General features: G+C 24.9%; 28 protein-coding genes. 19 read left to right on the top strand and 9 right to left on the bottom strand.

Annotated features, from left to right (window positions below; translation table 11 throughout):
* The 4 genes from I4U66_RS14660 to I4U66_RS13865 all read left to right on the top strand — a co-directional run.
* On the top strand, nucleotides 1-256 hold a 256-nt coding region (locus I4U66_RS14660), incomplete at its 5' end, for a hypothetical protein (protein ID WP_207743639.1).
* A 133-nt stretch (nucleotides 257-389) separates the two neighbouring features.
* Nucleotides 390-980 carry an accessory gene regulator ArgB-like protein gene (locus tag I4U66_RS13875; protein WP_195581869.1) on the top strand — a complete coding sequence of 197 codons (591 nt, stop codon included), beginning with the start codon at nucleotides 390-392 and terminating at the stop codon, nucleotides 978-980.
* Nucleotides 981-982: 2 nt separating this feature from the next.
* Nucleotides 983-1,126 carry a cyclic lactone autoinducer peptide gene (locus I4U66_RS13870; protein WP_195581867.1) on the top strand — a complete coding sequence of 48 codons (144 nt, stop codon included), beginning with the start codon at nucleotides 983-985 and terminating at the stop codon, nucleotides 1,124-1,126.
* A gap of 81 nt (nucleotides 1,127-1,207) precedes the next feature.
* Nucleotides 1,208-1,471: a Mor transcription activator family protein gene (locus I4U66_RS13865; RefSeq protein ID WP_195581865.1), complete on the top strand. Its 264-nt coding sequence runs from the start codon at nucleotides 1,208-1,210 to the stop codon at nucleotides 1,469-1,471.
* Between the two features lie 161 nt (nucleotides 1,472-1,632).
* On the opposite strand, the gene I4U66_RS13860 is transcribed toward I4U66_RS13865, so the two are convergent.
* From I4U66_RS13860 to I4U66_RS13850, 3 genes are all read right to left on the bottom strand, one after another.
* Complete coding sequence (locus I4U66_RS13860; protein ID WP_271933394.1) at nucleotides 1,633-1,788, bottom strand: YvrJ family protein; 156 nt, start codon at nucleotides 1,786-1,788, stop codon at nucleotides 1,633-1,635.
* Nucleotides 1,789-1,871: 83 nt separating this feature from the next.
* Nucleotides 1,872-2,105 carry a DUF2922 domain-containing protein gene (locus I4U66_RS13855; protein WP_195929232.1) on the bottom strand — a complete coding sequence of 78 codons (234 nt, stop codon included), beginning with the start codon at nucleotides 2,103-2,105 and terminating at the stop codon, nucleotides 1,872-1,874.
* Between the two features lie 27 nt (nucleotides 2,106-2,132).
* A complete protein-coding gene (locus I4U66_RS13850; RefSeq protein WP_195581914.1) occupies nucleotides 2,133-2,375 on the bottom strand; it encodes a DUF1659 domain-containing protein in 243 nt (80 codons plus the stop codon).
* A gap of 470 nt (nucleotides 2,376-2,845) precedes the next feature.
* Here I4U66_RS13850 and I4U66_RS13845 point away from each other — a divergent pair, with 470 nt between their 5' ends.
* On the top strand, nucleotides 2,846-3,004 hold the full coding sequence (locus I4U66_RS13845; RefSeq protein WP_195581912.1) for a hypothetical protein: 159 nt from the start codon (nucleotides 2,846-2,848) through the stop codon (nucleotides 3,002-3,004).
* 218 nt (nucleotides 3,005-3,222) lie between these two features.
* On the opposite strand, the gene I4U66_RS13840 is transcribed toward I4U66_RS13845, so the two are convergent.
* Genes I4U66_RS13840 through I4U66_RS13830 form a run of 3 tightly spaced genes read right to left on the bottom strand, consistent with a single transcriptional unit; the run spans nucleotide 3,223 to nucleotide 4,339 of the window.
* Entirely contained in the window at nucleotides 3,223-3,795 is a 573-nt protein-coding gene (locus I4U66_RS13840; protein WP_195581911.1) for a manganese catalase family protein, read from the bottom strand.
* Nucleotides 3,796-3,854: 59 nt separating this feature from the next.
* Nucleotides 3,855-4,118, bottom strand: coding sequence for a spore coat protein CotJB (locus I4U66_RS13835; protein WP_195581909.1), 264 nt, complete (start codon nucleotides 4,116-4,118; stop codon nucleotides 3,855-3,857).
* A gap of 2 nt (nucleotides 4,119-4,120) precedes the next feature.
* On the bottom strand, nucleotides 4,121-4,339 hold the full coding sequence (locus tag I4U66_RS13830; protein ID WP_195581907.1) for a spore coat associated protein CotJA: 219 nt from the start codon (nucleotides 4,337-4,339) through the stop codon (nucleotides 4,121-4,123).
* 420 nt (nucleotides 4,340-4,759) lie between these two features.
* On the opposite strand from I4U66_RS13830, the gene I4U66_RS13825 reads away from it, so the two are divergent.
* From I4U66_RS13825 to I4U66_RS13805, 5 genes are all read left to right on the top strand, one after another.
* Entirely contained in the window at nucleotides 4,760-5,593 is an 834-nt protein-coding gene (locus I4U66_RS13825; RefSeq protein WP_195581904.1) for an MBL fold metallo-hydrolase, read from the top strand.
* Nucleotides 5,594-5,799: 206 nt separating this feature from the next.
* Nucleotides 5,800-6,354, top strand: a complete 555-nt coding sequence (locus I4U66_RS13820) for a hypothetical protein (protein WP_195581903.1) — start codon at nucleotides 5,800-5,802, stop codon at nucleotides 6,352-6,354.
* A gap of 814 nt (nucleotides 6,355-7,168) precedes the next feature.
* Nucleotides 7,169-8,284 (top strand): replication initiation protein, encoded by a 1,116-nt coding sequence (locus I4U66_RS13815; RefSeq protein WP_195581901.1) that lies wholly within the window; start codon nucleotides 7,169-7,171, stop codon nucleotides 8,282-8,284.
* A 910-nt stretch (nucleotides 8,285-9,194) separates the two neighbouring features.
* Complete coding sequence (locus tag I4U66_RS13810) at nucleotides 9,195-9,458, top strand: Mor transcription activator family protein (RefSeq protein ID WP_195581899.1); 264 nt, start codon at nucleotides 9,195-9,197, stop codon at nucleotides 9,456-9,458.
* Nucleotides 9,459-9,804: 346 nt separating this feature from the next.
* The gene (locus I4U66_RS13805; RefSeq protein WP_195581898.1) at nucleotides 9,805-10,470 is read left to right on the top strand and encodes an N-acetylmuramoyl-L-alanine amidase; all 666 of its coding nucleotides are present in this window, start codon (nucleotides 9,805-9,807) and stop codon (nucleotides 10,468-10,470) included.
* 752 nt (nucleotides 10,471-11,222) lie between these two features.
* Here the strand turns inward: I4U66_RS13805 and I4U66_RS13800 are convergent.
* On the bottom strand, nucleotides 11,223-11,840 hold the full coding sequence (locus I4U66_RS13800) for a hypothetical protein (protein WP_195238887.1): 618 nt from the start codon (nucleotides 11,838-11,840) through the stop codon (nucleotides 11,223-11,225).
* A 53-nt stretch (nucleotides 11,841-11,893) separates the two neighbouring features.
* Entirely contained in the window at nucleotides 11,894-12,784 is an 891-nt protein-coding gene (locus I4U66_RS13795) for an amidase domain-containing protein (RefSeq protein WP_195929230.1), read from the bottom strand.
* Between the two features lie 743 nt (nucleotides 12,785-13,527).
* On the opposite strand from I4U66_RS13795, the gene I4U66_RS13790 reads away from it, so the two are divergent.
* Nucleotides 13,528-13,710, top strand: a complete 183-nt coding sequence (locus I4U66_RS13790; protein ID WP_195238884.1) for a DUF4177 domain-containing protein — start codon at nucleotides 13,528-13,530, stop codon at nucleotides 13,708-13,710.
* A 120-nt stretch (nucleotides 13,711-13,830) separates the two neighbouring features.
* Here the strand turns inward: I4U66_RS13790 and I4U66_RS13785 are convergent, their stop codons facing one another.
* Nucleotides 13,831-14,154, bottom strand: a complete 324-nt coding sequence (locus I4U66_RS13785) for a DUF3784 domain-containing protein (RefSeq protein WP_195581892.1) — start codon at nucleotides 14,152-14,154, stop codon at nucleotides 13,831-13,833.
* 213 nt (nucleotides 14,155-14,367) lie between these two features.
* Here I4U66_RS13785 and I4U66_RS13780 point away from each other — a divergent pair, with 213 nt between their 5' ends.
* The 8 genes from I4U66_RS13780 to I4U66_RS13745 all read left to right on the top strand — a co-directional run bounded on the left by I4U66_RS13780 (nucleotide 14,368) and on the right by I4U66_RS13745 (nucleotide 22,399).
* Nucleotides 14,368-14,577 carry a hypothetical protein gene (locus I4U66_RS13780; protein WP_195581890.1) on the top strand — a complete coding sequence of 70 codons (210 nt, stop codon included), beginning with the start codon at nucleotides 14,368-14,370 and terminating at the stop codon, nucleotides 14,575-14,577.
* Nucleotides 14,578-15,181: 604 nt separating this feature from the next.
* A complete protein-coding gene (locus tag I4U66_RS13775; protein ID WP_195581887.1) occupies nucleotides 15,182-15,928 on the top strand; it encodes a recombinase family protein in 747 nt (248 codons plus the stop codon).
* Nucleotides 15,929-16,380: 452 nt separating this feature from the next.
* Nucleotides 16,381-17,229: a ParA family protein gene (locus I4U66_RS13770; RefSeq protein WP_195581885.1), complete on the top strand. Its 849-nt coding sequence runs from the start codon at nucleotides 16,381-16,383 to the stop codon at nucleotides 17,227-17,229.
* A gap of 62 nt (nucleotides 17,230-17,291) precedes the next feature.
* The gene (locus I4U66_RS13765; RefSeq protein ID WP_195581882.1) at nucleotides 17,292-17,645 is read left to right on the top strand and encodes a hypothetical protein; all 354 of its coding nucleotides are present in this window, start codon (nucleotides 17,292-17,294) and stop codon (nucleotides 17,643-17,645) included.
* Nucleotides 17,646-18,066: 421 nt separating this feature from the next.
* Entirely contained in the window at nucleotides 18,067-19,356 is a 1,290-nt protein-coding gene (locus I4U66_RS13760) for a response regulator transcription factor (protein WP_195581881.1), read from the top strand.
* Between the two features lie 76 nt (nucleotides 19,357-19,432).
* Nucleotides 19,433-20,152 (top strand): LytR/AlgR family response regulator transcription factor, encoded by a 720-nt coding sequence (locus tag I4U66_RS13755; RefSeq protein ID WP_195581879.1) that lies wholly within the window; start codon nucleotides 19,433-19,435, stop codon nucleotides 20,150-20,152.
* Nucleotides 20,146-21,435: an ATP-binding protein gene (locus I4U66_RS13750; protein WP_195581877.1), complete on the top strand. Its 1,290-nt coding sequence runs from the start codon at nucleotides 20,146-20,148 to the stop codon at nucleotides 21,433-21,435. Before I4U66_RS13755 ends, I4U66_RS13750 begins: the two co-directional genes overlap by 7 nt.
* 124 nt (nucleotides 21,436-21,559) lie before the next feature.
* Nucleotides 21,560-22,399, top strand: coding sequence for a hypothetical protein (locus tag I4U66_RS13745; RefSeq protein WP_195581875.1), 840 nt, complete (start codon nucleotides 21,560-21,562; stop codon nucleotides 22,397-22,399).
* Nucleotides 22,400-22,995 lie beyond the last annotated feature (596 nt).

The raw sequence follows: 22,995 nt of genomic DNA, 5'->3' as shown, positions 1-22,995 counted from the left end.
TGAAATTGATTTTAGGCGAAATTTAAAATCATTACTAAATAGATATGGAGAAATTACATGCTCAAATTGTAACTCTAAGTTTAGAATAAAAAATAGTTTTATTAGTCATATAATGGATTTTATTATTTTATTAATAACTATTGTTATAATGGATAAAATAGGTGGGCTATTAGGGATAATTTTAGGAAGTTTATTTCCAATATCAATTATTTTAATACAGTTAAATACTGATAGCCGTTACATACAGGTAAAATAAAATTTAATTTCATGAAGTAATATATAAAGGTATACTATGCCAATTTGGTTTATATAATGACCAGTTTTGCATAATATATTGAATCATATAAAAAAAGATGTTATTGTCGATGCATAATATTTAGGAGGACGATATGTTCAAGTCATATGCAAGTAAGATAACATCTTTTTTAATTGAAAATAAAGAGATAAATAAAGAGGATTACGAAGTATATAAATATGGATTTGAAGTATTAATAGCATTTACTGTAAATATAGTAATTGTATTAAGTATTGGATTATTATTTAATAAGTTATTTTATTCTATAGTATTTTTAGTATGTTATTGCCCAATAAGGCAGTTTTCAGGTGGATACCATGCTAATTGTTATATAAAATGTTTATTAATATTTGTTTTTATATTTATATTAACCATATATACATCAGCAAGAGTTTATTCACCAGTATATTCATTAATGATTTTTATTATTTCTACACTAAGTTATATGGGAATTTGGACACTATCTCCATTGGAGCATAGACACAACCCATTAACTCTAAATGAAATTAATAAATATAGAAAAATATCTAAGATATTGGCAGGTATAGTTTATGTACTTACATTAACTTTTGTTAATAAAAATGAATTTAGGGAGTTATCAGCATATACTTGTAGTTCACTATTTTGGATAAATATAATGTTATGTTTAGGAAGTTTAAAGTCAGCGTTTAGTAGGGGGAGCTAAAGATGAAAAAACTTATATTAAAATCATTAAAGAAGACAAGTTACTTGGCTATATTTGTTGCTACTATGTCTGTAAATACAACTTGTACATGGATAATACATCAACCAAGTATACCTAAGGAATTGAAAAAACTAAAAAAATTATAAATCTATAGATAATATAATGATATTAGGAAATTAAAAATATATGTAGAATATCCATATTAATAAATTTATAGGAGGATATTTATGGATTTAAAAATAAGTGATTTACCTCCACAATTTGAAAATATAGCTATGGAGCCTGGAATAGACAAAGTTAAAGCTTTATTTAAAGAATTTGGAGGGACATCAGTGTACTTTCCTACTGAAAAAATGATATACAAAGAGACTATAGATAGATCTATTATGGCTGACTACAATGGATTTAATCATAAAGAGTTAGCTATTAAATATAATATGTCTGAAAGTTATATAAGGTCTATTATAAATAAGCATAAAAAGAGTGCTTAGGTACTATTTTTCATATATTGGAATCTACAATTAATGGTTATAAAATTTATGATAAATACTTGGATTTTATAAAATTCTAGTTTTTAGCAAAGAAAGCTACACACCTAATTTTAGGATGTGTAGCTTTTTTAGTAACGGACTTTGCCATTGACGATAATCTTTTACATTTTATTATTTAATTCACTAATATTTGAATTTAAAGAATTGATACTTATGCTTAGATTTTCTAGTTTCCCTTCGATTCTAACCAATAGATACATGGTTACTATAGCAGGAAAGCCTAGATTAGCCACTAACTGCATTAAATCTAATTCCACGACTATTTCCTCCTAAATACTTCTAAAATTGCTAAGAAAGCCTCTCATAAACTTAGAGGTGCTTTCTTAAGGTGTTACAAGTGTTATGCAACTACAAGATCATATTCTGTAGTTTCAGTTTGAACAACTTTTGCTTCTACTGGAGCTTGTAAATCTTCTCCATTAGGTGCAAATATATTCTTAGAAACTATAACATCCATAGCAGATTTAATCTCTGATTCTGTTAAATCTTCTCTTGGATCTGTTACATATAAACTTACTTTTCTACCACTTTTTGTTGAGAATGTCATTAAAAGTTTTACTTCTATTTCTCCCATTTTTTACTCCTCCTTTTTTAATTGGTTTTATGCACTTAAGTTTGTGTTATCTTGTTTTACTACTGACAACATAGTATGTTGTTGAAGTGATTCTAATGTTTCTGCCACGTTGTAAACATCAATAGCTGTTGCTGTTGGTTTTACATTTGAGTATGTTCTTGATTTTACTATTGTTTTTCCTTCATCATTTAAGCCACAGTCAAATCTTATTTTTAATGAAGAAGCATCTTTTGTTTCTGTTACCTCGGCAACTAATCTTTTGTCTAACATTTTATTTCCTCCTTTGAGCCATTTGTAGGCGTATTTTTAAGCAATGCACCTAGCTACAAGGTTTATTTGCTTTATTTAAGTTCATTGTATTAAAGGATTGATTTTAAGTCCTAAAATATAGTTGATGAATATTTTTTATGATTTTATTTATAGAAAATTTATTAAGATATTTTATTTATAAAAACAAATTTTTTAAAAGAATAATAACCTAAAATATATATTTAATAGTTATTAAATATATATAAAAAATATATTAAAAAACAATTAAATAAAGATTAAATACTTATTTAATAAAGGAGATGAAAGACTATGAGTATTGAAAATCCAATGTTAAACAAAAAAATGGATTACTTAATATAAAGCAAAAAATAGAAGAAAAATCAACTGGACAAGATTTTATAGAGAGCAAAAACAATAATATAAATGTATTAGATTTAATAAATAAACCAAAGCAAAAAGGAGAAAAAGTTATGTTAGGTATAAAATTAAAAAAAGATGTAGCAGATAAGGTAAAGTCTTTTTCATATGAAAATAATATGACCGTATCTGAGGTACTAGAGGACATAATTAGCAAGATGTTTGATTCAGTTGAAACAGTTAACAATATGAATAATTATCTATTTATTTAGTATTAAATAATTTTTTTAGCATATATTTATTATAAGATAACCTAAAAAAAAAAGAGTAACCTAAATTAGTTTAAGTTACCCTTTTTAAATATATATATATATATTTAAATTTAAAGTTTTAATTTTATCTTATCTAAGATATTTACTATACTTTATATTTAAATGGTTTTAATTTATTAAATTAATTTCTATAAAAATATCAATACTCTTTATAGAAATTAAAATTGTTTTTTGCACTCTGTAAATTCATAAACGTCCATTAGTGCTTCGCCGAATCTTTGATAGTGTACTACTTCTCTTTGACCTAAAAATCTTAATACATCTATTAAATCAGGATCATCAGTTAAATTTATTAATTGATAATAAGTTGCTAATGCTTTTTGCTCTGCAGCCATGTCCTCATGTAAATTAGTTACAGCATCACCAAACACATTAATATAATCTGTAGTAAAGTTTACACCATTAGATCCTACTGGTTGAAGTCCATGCCCAAAAGTTGCATAATTTGGACCAAGTCCAGCAGCCTTAAGCTCTTCTGGAGTACAATCTTTCATTAATTGATATAGTATTGCAGAAATCATTTCAACATGAGCCATCTCTTCTGTACCTATGTCAGTTAAAAGTCCACGAGATTTCCCTGTTGGCATAGTATATCTTTGTTGAAGATATCTAATTGCAGCTGCCAGTTCACCATTAGGTCCTCCTAATTGAGTCATTACAATCTTAGCCATTCTTGGATCTGCATTTTTTATGTTAACTGGGTATTCTAATGTTTTTTGGTAAATCCACATATTAATTTAATCCTCCTTAATCTATTAAATAAACAATTTAACTCTAATTTTGTATAACTTTATTCATAAAACTCATTATCCCATGGCCAAGGCTCGCATACCCATTGCCAAGGACATGAACTTGGTGCATAACCAAAATTAGTTAATGGTCCATATTTAGATTCATAAGAACATTTCGCTTGAATAAATTTATTGCAATATGTGTTGTATGAACTTAAAGCATTTTGATCATCTGGATTGTTATCTAGGTATAAATTTAATTCTATACAAGCAAAATGATATTCTAAGATTCTATCTAAAAGTTCTACTCTATTTGATTTCATAACTATCTTTTACCCCCTTTTTGTGCTCTAACTCTGTTTTTAGGGTTTGCATATAACCAATCATTATAGTGATTTGATTCTACTAAGTCTAGTTCTGGAAATAAAGTTCCCTTTTTTAATGCTGTTTTTAAGTTGTATGATTTAGTATACACTTGGTTGTTTATATATGGTCTAGCTAATTCACAACCACAATTTGGTTTGACATTTCTCAAATTATCCATGACTATTCTCCTTAATTTATTGAATTTAAAATAATGATATTTTTTATACTTGTATAAATAAAATATGCTAATTAATTTTGAAATGATTTTAATAATAATAAATCAATCATTTGATTTTATTCATAAAAATTAAGTTTAATATATCAATACTTTTGTAAGGGCATATTTTAAATAATACATACAAGTTTGCTTCAAAATTTAGCGATAAAACTTTTATTCTTTATATAATATTTAAACTTCTTTAATTTGTGACTATATTTAATCAAGTTTAAAAATACAAAATTTTATTATAAAGAAATATGTACCATGTAACAATTTAGTTCTATGCGAAATACTAATAACGAAATATTTTTAAATATTATTATTTAATATAAATTGATTTATTTAACTAAAGGTAAATTTTAATTGGAGGTTAAATTAATGGGAAATAAGATAATTGAAGCATTATCTGAAATGACTGAATCTTCACTTCAAGTTACACCTGATATATTAGTTTTACAATTTAGAGTAGTTAATGCTTGCATAGTTAGTAATTTAGAAAATAATTCTGATAAATGGGTTTTAGTTGATACAGGTCTTGAAAACTCTGCTGAATTTATAATAAAATGTGCTGCAGAAAAATTTGGAGAAAACAGTAAGCCTGAGGCAATAATACTTACACATGGACATTTTGATCATGTTGGTTCTGTTAAAAAGTTATCAAAATACTGGGATGTTCCTGTTTACGTTCATAAATTAGAATTACCTTATGTCACAGGTAAAAAAGATTATCCTTTAGCTGATCCTAAAGTAGATGAAGGATTAGTAGCTAAAATGTCACCTACATTCCCTCATACTAGTATTGATTTAGGAAATAGAGCAATAGAACTTCCATCTGATGGTAGTATTCCTCCTATGCCTGGGTGGGTTTATATACATACTCCTGGTCATTGTGAAGGTCATATATCATTGTTTAAAAAAGAGGGAAATATCATCATAGCCGCAGATGCATTTTCTACATTAAAACAAGAATCTATTATATCTGTAATAACTCAAAAAGAAGATATAAGTGGTCCTCCTAAGTATTTAACAACAAATTGGGATGAAGCAAAAAAATCTGTTGAAAAAATAGCAAAATTAAATCCAAGTTTAGCTATACCAGGTCATGGTCAACCTATGGAAGATGAGAGTCTAAAAAAACATTTAAAGTATTTAATTAACAATTTTAATGAAATAGCAAAACCTAAAGAAGGACGCTTTATTGATGATAAATAAAATTATAATATAGCAAATTTATATAAAAGTATAAGCACAAGAAATTTCTTGTGCTTTTTTGAGTATTAAAAATTATTTTGTACATTTGAAGTTTAAAAATATTACACATTATAAAGGAGTTATGATGCCCTTAAAGTACAAAAATGCTACTATGTATATATACAAGTGTAATACAAAAACAATACATCCAGAAACGGAGGTAGATTATGACAAAAGAGAAATTTCAAAATTTAAATTTTAAAGATAAAATAAATTACCTAAATACTAAGTTAGGAGAAGGTAAAACTGTTACTAAAATTAGGCAAAACATTGGAATTGGTGAAAAGACACTCCAAAGAGAAATAAAAACAAATGGATATAAATATGATAATAAATTAAGACAGTATGTACCTAATATACAAGCCAATACAATATCCAATACAAGTAATAATAATGTAGTTGTATTGGATAAAAATACAAGTCCAATACTTAAAGATTCTCAGCAAATGGCAATTAATTTTTTAGAACAAAATCTAGAAATTTTTGAAATGTTAGTTGAAAAATTTAAAGCCAATACAACATCCAATACAAACTCCAATACAGATAAAAAACAAATAATTATAGATTTAATAGATGATAAACATTTAAAGCCAAAAGCAAAGGCATTTAGGGTTAATATGTTTGTATATAAGGAGTGGCAAGAATTTTGTGAAAAACAAAGATATAGTAAACAAGATTTATTATCTATGGCAATGAAGGAATATATGGAGAAATATAGATAAAATGAGAATGGGTTTTACGATTAGTAAAAAGAGTATATATGTTGAAACCACTGGATTTCATTAGATACACTCTTTTTTATTTTTAAGTTTCTTATGAAACTTTAATTAATAAATTCCATGTATTTTTTAATTTAACCTCATTTGACTTTTCTACTTTTGGCATTATTCTATATATCAATATGCCGTCATAGATAACATATCTTGTTTACTTAATTTTATCTTTGTTAAATTAAGTAAATATAAAAGCCTTAAGAGCAAAAAAAATTGCTTTTAATATAAATATCAAAAATAATAATTAAAGTTCTTATAAGCTAATTTACGAGGTATTTTTATATGTTTATTTGATACTGTTAGATAAATTTAAACATCGATTTAATAATTATAAATATCTTGCTTTATAAAACATTAAATATAACACTTTGATAACACTATTAATTTTGTAAATTTTTTATAAGGATATTTATTTATCTTATAAAAATAGAATAGATTAGATAAGAAAAAGACCTTTACTAGTCTTTACTAGTATTTATAAATAGTATTTATAGTATTTAATAGTATTTAGGTATGGTCTAAACCATTGAAAATACTAGTGTTAAGTTGCTTAAATGTGTCACTTTGATAACGAAATGTGTCACTTTGATAATCAAATGTGTCAAGTTGATAATTTAAAAGTGTCAGATTGATAATCAAATATGTCAAGTTGATAACAAAATGTGTCACTTTGATAGCGGTAAAAGTGTCAGATTGATAAAATTGACACTTTTATTTTAGCATGATATATTTTGACTTAAGAACTTAATATGTGGGGGATAATATGAATAATTTAACTGATACTAAAAATCCTAAGATACTAATGAAGAATAATGTATTAATTCAGTCAAAGTATAGTTTATCTTTAAATGAAAATAGAATATTTTTATTGATATTATACAAACTTCAAAAGGATTATGATGGTTCTATGAGTTGTTACATACACTATGATGAATTTAAAGAAATAATAAAGAGAACTAATGATAGAACTGTAAAAAAGATAAGTGAATATTTATCTGGGCTTATGCAAAAGAGTATATTTTTTATAGAAAAAAAGAAAAATGATAAATTAGTTTGGGGTCAGTATAATTTTATATCTGGATATCAATTTGACGAAGAAACTCAAGTATTTAGAATTGATAGTCCTAAGAAAATCTATGATTTATTAGATCAATATTTAAAAACGGGGTATACTCCTGCCAATTTGGCATTGTTGTTTAGTTTAAAAAATTACAATGCTCAAAGATTATATGATTTAATTAGAATTTGGTCAGGAACTAAGCAAGTTATTAATTATACAGTTGATGATATTAAGATGTATCTTATGCTTGAAAATAGTTACCCTCAGTATGCTAACTTTAAAAGAAGAGTTATACTTCCTGCTATAAAGGAACTTAATGAAACAGAACTTTTTGAAATAGATATAAAAGAAAATAAGGTTGGTAGAAAAGTTGATTCTATTGATTTTATTGTTACAGATTTGGATAAGAGAAAGTATTTTTCAAAAGAGATTGATATTATTAAAAATATTTCAAAAGATATTAATTTAGATGAAAATAAAGTTGTTATAGATGAGGTTGATTATAATGTGGTCAAAGCTAAAGATAAAAGCATAGATAAAATTTCAAATGATGTTTTTGTACCTGATGAAAGCTTGTTTACTAAGGGAACTTTAAGAAGTTTTAAAAAAGATTTTAAAGATATTGATTTTAAAAATGAGTATATGGAAAGAGCTTTTGAAGATGCTGTTATGATAACTCTTGATAGAGATGATGTCGAAACTATTAAAGCTACTTCATATAAATTTTTTAAAGGTACTTTGGATAATAAAATTATTGAGTACAAAATAGAAGAAAAAGAGGATATAAAGCATAAAAAAGAGATGGAAATATATTGGTAGTATTTATATTAATATATATTTAAAATATTAGAATAGCTTTGATTTTGGGATGCTTATTATAAATTATGAGGTTATCATAAAGTATAATGGCAATGTTTTAAGACTAGAAAACGAGTTAAATGTAGGTGTGGAAATAGTAAGTCCAACATATGCAATAGTAACATCAAATGATTCTATATAATTTGATGCTTTATTATTATATCCAGAAATTGAATATGTGATCTCTCTTGGAGAGGCTATTATCTGTGGCCAGTTTAGCATAGTAGATTGAATTAAAATAAATATTAAGAAGAGTTTTTGAGTAATGAAAAATTGTAAAGTTTGTAAAAAGGTATAATCTGCCGATTTGTTTTATATAATGACAAGTTTTCCACAATATATTAAATCAGATAAAATACAAGATAATTTAATGTATATTTAATTATTATTAAATATACATTAAAAAACAATTAAATATATATTTAATATAACGGAAAAGGGCTATAAGTATTGAAAATACAATGTTAAATAAGAAAAATAGATTACTTAATATAAAGCAAAAAATAGTTCATAAAAAATATTTTTTATAAATACTTGGATGTTCTTATAAAAAAACTGTCTGAAATAGTCTTTAAATTTAATCATAATGAAGAACTTATTAAATTTATAAATTGTTATGGGCAACATGAAATAGATATTTATTAGGAGGAATATAAATACTATGTATATTTTAGGTTGGTTGGTATTTTCGTATATCGCATTTTTGATAATAAGGTTTTTAACTTTATCTATAGATGCTCTAAAAATCTACATAAAAAATAATAAGTAACTATAGATTATATAGTTTAAATATGATTGGAGTAAGTTTTTAGTAGGAAATTAAAAATATATGCAGAATATCCATATTAATAAATTTATAGGAGGATATTTTATGGAATTAAAAATAAGTGACTTACCTCCACAATTTGAAAATATAGCTAGGGAGCTTGGAATAGACAAAGTTAAGGCTTTATTTAAAGAATTTGGAGGAACATCAGTATACTTTCCTACTGAAAAAATGATATATAAAGATGCTAGAGATAGGTGTATTATGGCTGATTATAATGGATTTAATCATAAAGAATTGGCGGTTAAATATAATATGTCTGAAAGTTATATAAGAGCTATTATAAATAAGCACAAAAAGAGTGCTTAAGTATTTTTCAATATATTATAATTTACAATTAATGGTTATAAAATGTATGATAAATACTTAGATTTTATAAAATTCTAGTTTTTAGCAAAGTAAAAGCTACACACCTAATTTTAGGATGTGTAGCTTTTTTAGTAACGGACTTTTTCACTGAAGATAACTTTTTACATTTTATTATTTAATTTAATAATCTTTGAATTTAAAAAATTGATACTTATTCTTAGATTTTATTATTTTTTTGTACTTTATTTTTTTAAGTTTCAATAACTGGTTTACATTTCAACATAAAACTTACTTTTAATTTTATAATTTAGATAAATTAAATATAAAAAATGAAAAGGAGATTTTTATGGGAAAGTTAGTTATTGATTTAGGACATGGGGGCAAGGACCCAGGAGCCATTGGACCAAATAAAACTTGTGAGGCTGATATAGTTTTAAACATTGGATGTGAGATTGATAAGATTTTAAAGGGCTATGACTTAGATTATAAGTTTACAAGATTTAGTGACAAGTATCTTTCTTTAACTGAAAGAGCTATGGTTGCAAATAGGTTTGGAGCAGATTATTTTGTATCTATTCATATTAATTCATCCAATGATAGAAGTGTTAGAGGTGTTGAGGTTTGGCAATATGATGGAGATAATATTAAGTTAAATAATTTTTCAAAATGTGTTTGTGATGATATTTCAAAGGTTTTAGATATTAGAAATAGGGGAGTTAAATATAATAAAAATTTTACTGTACTTAGTAAGACTACTATGCCTGCATGTTTAATTGAAGTTGATTTTATATCTAATATAGATGCTGAAAGAGATTTAAAAGATAGTGTTAATGAAATAGCTGCTACTATTACTGATAATTTTATAGATTTATTTGGTTTAGTAAATACAAGTAGAGACACCTTGTATAAAGTTTGTATTGGAGCGTATAGAGATAAGAATAATGCTGTAAATCAGGTTAAATTAGCTAAGAGTAAAGGATTTAATGATGCTTATATAGTTAGAATGAATTGATTTTCGAAATTATAAGGTTATGGCATGTATTTCTATATTTAGTATTAAAAAGTAAAGTCTTTAAAGGAAAAAGTTAATAAATTTAAAAAATGACTTACTTTAAAATATAAAGTTGGTATGGGTTATTGAAAAATACAAAAGAGTATATCTAATGAAATAGAGTTATTTCATTAGATATACTCTTTTGTATATAGAACTATTCTGAAAATCTAAATTTTAAGACTAGTTATTTTTTATATCGATTTTCATTTCGTATGTCTAATAAATAAAAAGCCAATAGAATTAATTCTATTGGCTTTTTATTTATTAGACATAATGTAAGATATATATATCATTATGATTATAATTATGCCATATATATATACTCCATTTAACAATATATCCATAATTTTACCCCATAAATTAATAATATATAATAATTATATCATATTATGGTGTGGGTCTAATGAACTATGATTAATAGATGCACAAGAAAAATTTATTTTATATGGAATATGTGATTTACCTGACTTCAAAGAAATACTAATCCTTAAAAACTCATTTAAAGACATGTAGTAGAAATGCCCTTAAAATCCATTTATTTGGATTCTAAGGGCATTAACTTTATCTTAAATACATAACTAGTCTTTAAAGTGAAATTTCGGGATTAGTTATCTTTTTTATGTATTAAAAATTATTTTATACATATATCTTTAGAGTTAAAAAAATAATTAAAAAAGTAAAATATATTATTTTAATTACACTTAAATATTCTACTTTAGAGGTTTAGAATACATTTCTTTTAAATAATTAAGCCTATTAAGCATTTTATTTAAATTTAATTCAACATTTTTTTGTGTTTTATTACCTTCATAACCTAACTCTTTATTAACATCAAATTCATCATCTACTGCATCAGCATCAGCACCAAGGGCAATTGTTGCTGACATAACTTTCCATTCTCCATTTATCTTAGAAAGATATACTGTATAATTATTTCCTGCTCCGGCCTCATTTATTTTTCCAGTATCCTCATCTTTAAATGAATAAGTTTCAATCATGTAAACGTTAACTTTTATGTAATTACCCGATTTAGCAAAGTCTTTATATTCAAATTCAAAATTTTGTGAAAGAACTTTTTTATAATTTATTTTATGATTTGTAGCCTTTACATCATTTCTTGCTATTAAATATTTCTTTAATTGTTCATTTCCAACTGTTGAAAAATCATTCTTTCCGCCATTATAATTATAATCATCTTTAATAAACGTTTCCACTACTTCTTTTATAGAATCTTTTTCAGCTGTTATTTTTAGATATATAAAAATGCTAGAGAAAATAATAATCGATAATACTAATGAAAAAACAAATAATTTATTTTTATTTTTCATTATGCTATCCCCCTTATAGATTTATTTATGCACTTAATAAAAAATATAAATTTTTAATTTAAAGATGTTAAATGTACATACGATCTAGGGTATTTACTTTCAGGAGCTGCATCATTAATACGATCCCCCCATCTATCTTTTGTATGACATGCTATTTTAAAGTTAGGGCCAGGTTCAATAACTATATAAGTATGGAACCATTTTTTCCACTCATTATGATAAATAAATGTTAAGTCACCTAACTCTAATTTTGAACCATATCCAATGGCATGCCCACCAGGTCCTCTATAACCATTTTCATTTCTAACGATAAATGCTCTTAGGTAATGAGCTTGAGCCCATGCATCTCCATAAGTTGGCTGAATGTGGAAAGAATCTGGTGTTAATGACCATGTTCTTTTTTTTCCATCTATTACAATTGAATGATTTTTATCGGCTCTTGCCCCAGCTTTCCTAAGTGCTTGAGAAGCATAGTTTGCGCAATCAGTTGTTTCAAAAGATAAATAATTTGGATTACGACGATGCATTCTATAATCATAGGCATAATTATAGATTGCTTTCCTTTGAGTTGCAGATAGAGCATTACCTCTTTCTACATCATATTTTATATCAGGGTCAGTACTTAAAGATTCTCCATTTATGGGTTTAGAATAAGCGTCCTCTAAATCATTTAGTTTATTAAGCATTTTATTTAAATTTAATTCAATATTTTTTTGTGTTTTATTACCCTCATAACCTAATTCTTTATTAACATCAAATTCATCATCTACTGCATCAATATCAACATCAATTGTTGCTGACATAACTTTCCACTCTCCATTTATCTTAGAAAGATATACTATATAATCATTACCTGCTCCAGCCTCATTGAGCTGTCCAGTATCTTCATCTTTAAATAAATAAGTTTCAAGCATGTAAACATTAACTTTTACGTAATTACCCAATTTAGCAAAATCTTTATAATTAAATTCAAAATTTTGTGAAAGAACTTTTTTATAATTTGTTTTATGATTTGTAGCTTTTACAGTATTTCTTGCTAATAAATATTTCTTTAACTGTTCATTTCCAATTGTTGAGAAATCATTCTTTCCACCATTATAATTGTAATCATCCTTAATAAACGTTTCTAATACTTTTTTTATAGAATCTTTTTCATTTTCAATATCAAAATCCTGTTTATTTTCACCGTTTTTCTCAATTATACCATCTTTTTCAATCGCATAACTTATGTTGCTGAACTGAAAAAATATTGATGATATTAATAAAAATACAAATAATTTTTTTTCATTTTTAAATCTCCCCCACTTTAAAAAATATAAATCTGTATTTTTTACAAATTAAAACTATACACCAATGTTTTAACTGAAAAAAATTAGTATATAAAATAAATATCAATGAAAATAAATATAATCAATAATTTTAGTTTTAATGTAATACTTTGTATTATTTTTTTGTCAAAAAATGCAATTTAAAAGTATATTTATGAATATACTTTTAATAATAATATTATTATTTTAATATCTATCTGTATAATTTCTCCCATTTAGTTTTTTGTACATTGTATTAAAGACTATAGTAATATTTAGATGTGTAAAAATATTCAAAATGAAATTTTAGGACTAATAGTAATAATTAGTATTTAGCCGTCTTGATTTTGCTATAATATTGATTAAAAAGGAGATAGAAAATGAAACAATTCGAATATAAATTTATACAGTTATATGGTCAAGATGGTATTACTAAAAAATCAGCAAGTAAAAATAGAACAGAAGCACTAGAAGAACTATTCAATCCCTTAGGTAGAGAAGGTTGGGAATTAGTCCAAATACATTGGCTGGAAGGTTTAGCTGTTTTCAAAAGAGAAGTTTAAACTAATCTTTAAAAACACATTTAAAGATGACTAGTAGAAATGCCCTTAAAATCCATTTATTTAGATTTTAAGGGCATTAACTTTATCTTAAATACATAACTTTAAAATGAAATTTTAAGGCTAGTTTATTTTATATTTATCAAATATTTTATTACTAAAGCTAGTATTTTTTGAAAAGTAGATTATCCAAATTATAAATGCTATCAAATAACTCCAATTAGAAATTAATATACAACCAACTGCCCCGAATAGCCAGATTAGACCATATTTAAAAAAAGTAGTTCCGAAATCTTTACTAAGTTTCTTTTCATCATAATTTTTTCTTTGATCTTTAGGTATACAGTTATACCCAGCAATTAAAAAACATGCTTTATCTCTAAATATCAAAAATATAAAAGATATTATAAAGAAAATTCCTGACATAGTTAAAGAATTATAAAACATAAAAAACCTCCCTTTAAAAGTTATGATAGCAGATTTAATTATTCTCTAAAAACACATTTAGGATGTCTAGGACAATATGACACTTTGAATAAGGTTTATACTATAACTTACTAAATAAAAAAGTTCTATAAATCAACTACGAGTAGAGGTTTTACTGATACTTATATAAAATCATAGATAAAATATCAACACTTAAGTAAAGTTGTCCTCCATATGGAGGACAATTGTCCTATAGATGTTATAGAAGTTAAAAGTGGACTTCAAATAGATTTTGATAAATCAGAAGCAATAAAAACTACTATTCGTGTAGACAAAGATGTATGGGATAATTTTTCAAGTTTATGCAAAGATAAATATCGTCATTTAAATATGTATGATATTATAAGTAAAGCATTTATTGAGTTTATAGAAAAGTATAAATAGATGCAACAACTTAATGATATAATTAAACTAAAGGCAGTGAACTAATGAAAAGGGCTATGGAGATATTTGCATAAGAAGATCTTAAGTTCTTTGTAATAGATAAAAAAGTAAAGGACAGTGGTCCAACTGAATTGGTTGTTTTAGAAAGTAAGTTAATGAAGATGGAGATAAAGTATTTGATGAAATAATAGCTCAAAAGACTGGGTTGACTGTAGATGAAGTAAAATCTTTAAAGGAGGAATCTAAATAAGTTATAGATGGAGGGCATTTCCTTTTAATGTTGCAATAATCTAATTATTACAATGAATAAAATCTAAAACTTTGAAAAACCTTCAATCATAATAAGATTGGAGGTTCTTTATATCTAAAATAGAAAAAGCTTTTAATAAAATATTAAAACCGATAAATAACAAAATTAAAAAAAGTGATTTCAACTAAACATAAAAATATTGATATAACTAAGATTTACTAAGTTTTATAAAATAAAAAAGTCAAGTTTGAGCCGACAAACTTGACTTTTTTATGCTCAAATTGCATTATTAGTTTATCATTAAACATAAAAATTAACTGAAAAGGTATTAATAAATTACATTTGGAGGACGACATGAAAAAAAGAGCAGTAGGATATTGTAGAATATCAACTTTAATGCAAGTAGATAACACTTCACTTAAGGACCAAGAAGATAAAATTAGAATGTATGCTAAACTTCACGATATCGTGATAGATGAAATGTTTATAGATAAAGCAGTATCAGGTAAATCAACAGATAGACCAAAATATTATGAGATGATGAATTACGTCAAAGAAAATGATATAGATATGATAATAGTTTATAAAAATGATAGAATACATAGGAGTTTATATAATTTATTAGCTATGATATATGAACTTCAAGAGCATGAGGTGGCTTTAGTGAGTGTTACAGAGATGTTTGATACATCAACACCACAAGGCATGCTGTTTTTACAGATGTTAGGGAGCTTTGCAGAGTTTGAAAGAGCTGTAATAAACGAAAGAACTAGAAATGGTAGAATAGCAAGGCTTAATGAGAATAGATGGGTTGGTGGAAAGCCTGCACTTGGATATAAAGTAAATAAAGATGGTAAATTTGAAGTTGATGAAGAAGAGGCTAAGATAGTTAAAGATATATTTAAATTAAGATCTAAAGGACTTTCACTAGCCAAGATAGGATCTAAATATGGATTTTCAAAGCAGAAGGTCGATTATATATTAAAAAATAAAAATTATATTGGGATATTCGAGTATCATGGAAAAAAAGAAAAAAATGATGTTGTACTAGATATAGAACCAATAGTATCTAGGTATATGTGGAATAAAGTTAATAGATAGATTCTTATAAAAAGAGTTTATAAGGATTTGAATTAAGGGTTTTAATTTAGTTATTAAGACCCTTAATTTTATTTATAAATAAAGTTTGCTCAGATAAATCATTAACAGTATTTTTAGGAATTAGCAAATTCAAAACTCATTTTTATCTCCCTATTAAAGTTTAATTCATTAATTAATAATATTAAAGAAATAATTTTTAGATTTGTTAAATCATTAATTTTGAATCCTAACTTATTAATAAACAGTACAATATTTACTTTTATTGGGAATTATAATTTAAGATATTTAATAGAGATTAAATTTGATTAAGCATTTATACAATTAGTATTTTAAGTTGAAAACATCTATTTAATAGTTATTAAATGTATGTTATAATATTTATTAAATAGATATTAAAAAAAGATTAAATATATATTTAATCTTTTTTTAATATCTCATAAGGAGAGGGTTAAATGGCTAAAAATCAGACAATATTAACACATATGAGCTTTAAAGGTGGAAGTTCAAAAACATGTTTAAACTTAAATTTTATATATCAATTTTGTAAGAATTATCCTGATAAAAAAGTACTATTTATAGATGCAGATCCACAATCTAACGCATCAGTATTTTTACTGGGAGAAGAAGTTATAGAATCTAATATATACACATTAAAAGATGGATTAGAAGATAATGTAGAGTTAGAGAAATTAATAATAAAATCACCTATAGATAAATTTAAAAATCTAGATATAATCGCAAGTAATATAGATATGGTTACACTAGAGCTAGTACTTAATACAAAACCAGGCAAAGAATATACACTATTAAACTATCTAACAGACGATAAAAATATAGATATATTATCAGAATATGATTTAATAGTATTTGATTTAAATCCTGCTATATCTGTATTAAATACAAATGTATTTATATGTTGTACTGATATAATTCCTATAATAAACTATGGATGCTATAGTACATTAACAGGATATAACTTATTAGTAAAAACTTATACAGATATTAAAAAGGCTCTTAGAATCGATAAAGATGATATAAGAAAACCAGTAATAACTAAATTTGAAAAACAAGAAAATAAGAAGATAAAAATGTGGCTAGAATGTGCTAATGAAAAAGGAATATTAGGTAATACATTTAAGCAAACAATGAGAAAATCTGTGCATTATGAAAATTGTATTTTATACAATGAACCAATAAGCGAGTATGTAAAAGTTAAAGAAAGAAAAATAAAAACTGACATAGATAATGAAATAACAGAGCTTATAAATGAATATATACAAGATGATTTAATAGTTATTTAATAATAATTAAAAAATAATTAAATAAAGATTTAATATTTATTTAATAAAGGAGATGAAAGACTATGAGTATTGAAAATCCAATGTTAAACAAAAAAAATGGATTACTTAATATAAAGCAAAAAATAGAAGAAAAATCAACTGGACAAGACTTTATAAATAGTAAAAATAATAATATAAATGTATTAGATTTAATAAATAAACCAAAGCAAAAAGAAGAGAAAGTTATGTTAGGTATAAAGTTAAAAAAAGATGTAGCAGATAAGGTAAAGTCTTTTTCATATGAAAATAATATGACAGTATCTGAGGTACTAGAGGACATAATTAGTAAGATGTTTGATTCAGTTGAATTAAATGAAGAAGCACTTTCTGCATATGAAGAGAAGTATAAGAAAAAGTCAAAGAAATCTAAAAAGTAGACAAATTTAATACCAGATTTTTAGTAAATAATAATAGATATAAAGCTATTAAGTTATAAAAAAGGTATAAATGTTTTTATATATACTAAAATGTATATTTATGCTAAAATTTAAATAGACAAATCGTAAATAAAATGAGAAAAAGCCAGGAGCGATTAAGTTTGGCGACTTACTCCTAGCTTTTTTATAAACACTCTTGATAAGAGAGAACTCTCATCAGAGATTTTTTATATTGTTATTATGTATTCATATTATCATAAAAATTCTAATATATCAATAAATTTGATATTTATTTGAACAATATGAAAAATAATTATAGACTTTATTAAACTAAATATATTTTAGGAATAATTTTTATAATTAAAAGAGAGATCTCCGTATCTTTAGTGTCAACATACTAAAAATAGAGGGGAATTTTTTTATGCAAATGACAAAGTTTTGTGACCATCTATATGATGAAAGTACTGATGGTTATATTCAAATATTAAAAATAGATGATAAAGAAAATAATGGTGAGAAGACCATTAAAATATACAACACTAAAAATAACGGATTAAGAGAGATTGTAGAAGAATTACATAAGAAAGAAGATGTATTTTTAGCGCCAAATACAATGTATCTACCAAAAAGAAGAGTAGAAAATATAAGACAATTTAGAGCGCTATTTCAAGATATAGACTGTGAGAGTATGGGTTTAGAAAAGGCTGAAACAGTTTATATGATATGGCTACTACATTATGAAGGTAAAATACCAAAACCAACTATGGTAACAGATAGTGGAAGAGGAGTACATCTTTACTTTAGAATAAAAAATGCTCCTTATGGAGCTTTAAATACATGGCAAGAGCTACAAGATTACATATATTATAATTTAAAGCATTTAGGGGCTGATAGAAGGGCCACAGATGGAGCTAGAGTACTTAGATTACCTGGGACTATAAATTCAAGATGCGATACAGATTGTAAGGTTTTATATATAGATAACGATATAGAATACTCTATGTATGAATTAAGAGAAGAGTATTTAAATTATAAGCCTAAAACACATCAGCTACAGATGCAACAGGTTAAGAAAATTGATAACAAAGTTATTTGTAATAGATTCTTCAACTCATATAGTTTACATATGGAAAGAGCTAATGATTTAGAAACTTTATGCAGACTTAGAAAATATGATATGACAGGTTGTAGAAACATGGCCCTACATTGTTATGCATACTGGAAGGGCATTTATATAAGAGATGCTTATGACCTTGAAAATGTAGTTATAGAGTTTAATAATGCATTTACAGAACCACTTAAAGAAACCGAGGTACAAGCTGTTTTAAGGTGTATTCCAAAGGCTATAGAAAAGTTTATAGCATATGAGCAAGGTGTAAGAAGCGGTGAACGTAAGAGGATTTCTAAAGGCATGAGGGATAAAGAAGGCTATTGGTATAAGAATGAAACATTAATTGATAGATTAGGAATTACAAGTAAAGAGCAAAAACATATGAAAACTATTATAGGACTTGATGAAAAATATGATAGAAATAATTCCAGAAGAAGAGCAGAGAGAAGAAATGAGAATGGATTAACTAAAAAGCAACAAGAGTTATTAAATTTAAAGAAGGAGATATTAGAATTTAAAGACTCTGGACTAAGTAATAGAGCGATAGCTAAGCAGTTAGGCATAAGTGAAGGGAAAGTAAGAACTACACTAAAAAAATAGTGCGTAAAAAAATGGCTCTTTATAAATATGTGGTGTTTCTTTGAGAGGGTCTTCTATTTATAAGAGGGGTGACTTTATGGGTAATAAAACTTTTATTATTGGCATTTGTGAAGATATTACTCTTCATCGAGGTTTGTTAGTTGATTATTTATTTAGATTTTTTAATACATTAAATATTGATTATGATGTATTAGAGTTTTCATCAGGAGAAAACTTATTAAATAACTATCCAATCAATGTAGACTTATTGTTCTTAGATATTCAGATGAATGGCTTAAATGGTATGGATACGGCTAGGAAAATAAGAGAATTTGATAATAATGTAGAAATAATATTTACAACATCTTTATTAGATTATGTTTGTGAAGGTTATGAGGTAAATGCTTATAGGTATATATTAAAACCAATAGATTATAATGTCTTTGAAAAGCATTTAACTCAATGTATAAAAAATATACTAAAAAAGAAAAATCAGTATCTTACAATTAATGATAAGTCAAAATTAATAAAGATCAAATTAGATGAAATTTTATATATTGAAACAAATAGGAGAGAGTTAAATATACATACCGTAAATAATTGTGAAACAATAAAAATGAGTATGCGAAAAATAGAGAAGTTATTAAATAAAGATTTTTTCAGATGTCATAATAGTTTTATAGTTAATTTAGAAAGAATACAAAAAATAGATGTATTAAATATTTATATAGATAATACGATTATCCCAATAAGTAAACATAGAATAAAACAGTTAAAGATTAAGCTTACAGAGACTTTAGGAGATAGACTATGTTAAATAGTATTATTTTTTGGAAGTTATTAGATATATTTATTTTAATACTAGAGTGGATATCTTTATATATCTTGGTAAATGATTTAAGTACTATCAAGGTAAATAAAAAGCAAAGTTTATTAAGTTTTTCTTTGATTTTAGGGATAGCATTTTCTATGAATATATTTGGTATTTTGCCAGATTTAAGATTACTTATATCAATTGTATTAAGTATATTTTACTTCAAATTAAACTATGAAGTTAACTTATCTAAAGCATTTATAATTCCCCTAGTTTATTGGCTGATGTTAATAGGTATAGACGCACTTAGTATAAGTGGTGTTGTTTATATAAATGATATTAGTGTGAATATGTTATTAGATTACAATTTATATAGACTAGAAGCTATAATTTTAGCTAAATCATTTTTACTTATAGGTATATTAGTTCTTAAGTATTTTAAATTATCAGGACAAATTAGCAAAAATGATTTTATATATGTAGGTATTCCAATATGTACAAATATTTTGAGCCTTTTAATTATATTTAAAATGGGTATTTCTAAGTTAGATAATTTTAATCTTATTTTCATATCCTTTTTTATTTTGCTTTCTAGTATTTCGTTATTAATAATAATTTATAAAATAACAATGAGTAATAAACTTAAGATAGAGAACGAATTTATGAAAGAAAAAATTGACTTAGAATATAGATATTACAAGAAGATAGAAGAAAATCAAGAAAGTATAAAAAGAATTTATCATGACATGAAAAATCATATGATTTGTATTTCTAATTTAAGTAATGAAAAAGATGTAAAAGAATATATAAATAGTTTAGATTTAAAGATACCTGATATAAACTTTAAATTTGGAAATAAAATACTTGATATTATTATTAATGAGAAGTATCAAATATGCAAGGAAAAAGGTGTTAAATTTGATATAGTCGCAGATTTTAGCAACTTAGACTTTATAGATATGATGGACTTATGTGTTATATTCTCTAACGCATTAGATAATGCAATTGAGGCTTGTGATAAAATTTTAGATGAAAGTATAAGTAAGTATATATCTATAAATGTTACGTATATAAATAGTTTTTGCTTTATAAAAATAGAAAACAGTAAGGTTAATGACATCAATATAAAAAACAATAATTTTATTACAAATAAAAAAGATAAATCTATGCATGGTATAGGATTAAAGAATATAAAAGATGCTGTAAATAAATATGATGGAAATCTAAATATTGAGTTTGATGATGACAAGTTTCTACTTAAGATTATTTTTTCTCTTAAAAACTGACCAGTTATGTTGATATAATGACCAGTTTTACATAGTGTATTGAACCTCAAATTAAATAATTGTAAGTTTAAGATGTTAAATAAAAAAACAAAGCTTAAATTTACATTGAAGGGGAGATGTCACTATGACTTTTAAGAAAAGAGTAACAAAAAGTATGGCATTAGCATTAATAGGAGTAACTATTTCTACACCAATATTAAATACAGCATCAGCTATGGAAAATGCAACTTATGGATTGAGTAATGATAAAATTATAGAGCTAAAGAAACAAGCTGATGAGTTTAATGAGAACACTAGTATGGAAGAATTATATTCAGAAGATCAAATTAAGTTAATGAAAATTGAATTTCATGAAATGTTTGGAAATGAAAATGAATTTAAAGAAGTATATTCTGAAAATAATATAAAATTAGAAATTAACGGTTATACGGGAGATATGAGAGCTACAGTAGAAGGAGAGGAACCTATAGTTACAAACTATTTTGATGGTATAGAATACATCAAAAATAGTATACATAACTCTAAAAATGAAGCAGAGCCTTTTTATTCATTAAGTAAGCATTATAGAAGTAGTGGACCAGATCAATCATACCTTAAAGTATATGTTCAAAGTGGAAAATCAAACATACTTATTGCTAGAAATACAAAAGGAAATACAAAGACATATTATAAATCTGCATCTTCATGGAACTCAGGAAATACAAGTGCATTAAGACAAGAAATAGAAAGTGCTAAAAATAATTGGGATAAGGCATCAAAAGCATTAAACAGTGCAGGTGTGAAAACATTATGGAATTTACTTGCAGGATATATAGCAGCAGGAGCATTTGCAACCCCAGCAGGAATAATATTAGCAGCACTTAACAGTTATGGTATTGCAGGAAATGTAGCTACTGCAGCATCTAGAGGAGCATCATATTTAGTTGACCTTGGTCAAATAAATAATATACATGCTAAATTATAATGTTAGATTTTATAATAAATTTATTAAGCAATCTTGGAAATGCATTTGAAAGTGTAGGTAATAATAGTACTTCTGATAAGAAAAAAGTTTTATATCGAGCAATAGGAGTTACATTATTTATTTTATCTATTATTATTGGATTAATATTTATGTGATTTTTAATTTAAATATTAATTACGTTAAAAATATATGATAAAACTTTATATTAATAATAGGGTGAAGTAGTTACACTTCACTCTATTATTAATATTTAAGAATTGATCAGTTACATTTATATAATGATCAGTTTTGTATAATATATTGAATCATATAAAAAAGATGTTATTGTCGATGCATAATATTTAGGAGGATGATATGTTCAAATCATATGCAAGTAAGATAACATCTTTTTTATGAAAATAGAGAGATGTAAATAGGATTAAAGAAGAAAGATATAATTAAGGTCGAGTAGAAGTAGTAAAGTTATAGGATTATTAATAAGAGGTTTTAGATAATGAAAAATTGCAAAGTTTGTAAAGATGAAATTGATTTTAGGCGAAATTTAAAATCATTACTAAATAGATATGGAGAAATTACATGCTCAAATTGTAACTCTA

The sequence above is a fragment of the Romboutsia sp. D33t1_170424_H2 genome (genome assembly GCF_015669105.1).
Classification (GTDB): Bacteria; Bacillota; Clostridia; order Peptostreptococcales; family Peptostreptococcaceae; genus Romboutsia_C; species Romboutsia_C hominis.
Note: the sequence above shows the minus strand (reverse complement) of the source record. Positions and strands in the feature narration are given on the sequence as shown.

Coding starts and splice junctions, on each gene's coding strand:
- I4U66_RS13875 (WP_195581869.1), top strand. CDS start 390: ATGTTCAAGTCATATGCAAGTAAGATAACATCTTTTTTAATTGAAAAT.
- I4U66_RS13870 (WP_195581867.1), top strand. CDS start 983: ATGAAAAAACTTATATTAAAATCATTAAAGAAGACAAGTTACTTGGCT.
- I4U66_RS13865 (WP_195581865.1), top strand. CDS start 1,208: ATGGATTTAAAAATAAGTGATTTACCTCCACAATTTGAAAATATAGCT.
- I4U66_RS13855 (WP_195929232.1), bottom strand. CDS start 2,105: ATGGGAGAAATAGAAGTAAAACTTTTAATGACATTCTCAACAAAAAGT.
- I4U66_RS13850 (WP_195581914.1), bottom strand. CDS start 2,375: ATGTTAGACAAAAGATTAGTTGCCGAGGTAACAGAAACAAAAGATGCT.
- I4U66_RS13845 (WP_195581912.1), top strand. CDS start 2,846: ATGTTAGGTATAAAATTAAAAAAAGATGTAGCAGATAAGGTAAAGTCT.
- I4U66_RS13840 (WP_195581911.1), bottom strand. CDS start 3,795: ATGTGGATTTACCAAAAAACATTAGAATACCCAGTTAACATAAAAAAT.
- I4U66_RS13835 (WP_195581909.1), bottom strand. CDS start 4,118: ATGAAATCAAATAGAGTAGAACTTTTAGATAGAATCTTAGAATATCAT.
- I4U66_RS13830 (WP_195581907.1), bottom strand. CDS start 4,339: ATGGATAATTTGAGAAATGTCAAACCAAATTGTGGTTGTGAATTAGCT.
- I4U66_RS13825 (WP_195581904.1), top strand. CDS start 4,760: ATGGGAAATAAGATAATTGAAGCATTATCTGAAATGACTGAATCTTCA.
- I4U66_RS13820 (WP_195581903.1), top strand. CDS start 5,800: ATGACAAAAGAGAAATTTCAAAATTTAAATTTTAAAGATAAAATAAAT.
- I4U66_RS13815 (WP_195581901.1), top strand. CDS start 7,169: ATGAATAATTTAACTGATACTAAAAATCCTAAGATACTAATGAAGAAT.
- I4U66_RS13810 (WP_195581899.1), top strand. CDS start 9,195: ATGGAATTAAAAATAAGTGACTTACCTCCACAATTTGAAAATATAGCT.
- I4U66_RS13805 (WP_195581898.1), top strand. CDS start 9,805: ATGGGAAAGTTAGTTATTGATTTAGGACATGGGGGCAAGGACCCAGGA.
- I4U66_RS13800 (WP_195238887.1), bottom strand. CDS start 11,840: ATGAAAAATAAAAATAAATTATTTGTTTTTTCATTAGTATTATCGATT.
- I4U66_RS13790 (WP_195238884.1), top strand. CDS start 13,528: ATGAAACAATTCGAATATAAATTTATACAGTTATATGGTCAAGATGGT.
- I4U66_RS13785 (WP_195581892.1), bottom strand. CDS start 14,154: ATGTTTTATAATTCTTTAACTATGTCAGGAATTTTCTTTATAATATCT.
- I4U66_RS13780 (WP_195581890.1), top strand. CDS start 14,368: ATGGAGGACAATTGTCCTATAGATGTTATAGAAGTTAAAAGTGGACTT.
- I4U66_RS13775 (WP_195581887.1), top strand. CDS start 15,182: ATGAAAAAAAGAGCAGTAGGATATTGTAGAATATCAACTTTAATGCAA.
- I4U66_RS13770 (WP_195581885.1), top strand. CDS start 16,381: ATGGCTAAAAATCAGACAATATTAACACATATGAGCTTTAAAGGTGGA.
- I4U66_RS13765 (WP_195581882.1), top strand. CDS start 17,292: ATGAGTATTGAAAATCCAATGTTAAACAAAAAAAATGGATTACTTAAT.
- I4U66_RS13760 (WP_195581881.1), top strand. CDS start 18,067: ATGCAAATGACAAAGTTTTGTGACCATCTATATGATGAAAGTACTGAT.
- I4U66_RS13755 (WP_195581879.1), top strand. CDS start 19,433: ATGGGTAATAAAACTTTTATTATTGGCATTTGTGAAGATATTACTCTT.
- I4U66_RS13750 (WP_195581877.1), top strand. CDS start 20,146: ATGTTAAATAGTATTATTTTTTGGAAGTTATTAGATATATTTATTTTA.
- I4U66_RS13745 (WP_195581875.1), top strand. CDS start 21,560: ATGACTTTTAAGAAAAGAGTAACAAAAAGTATGGCATTAGCATTAATA.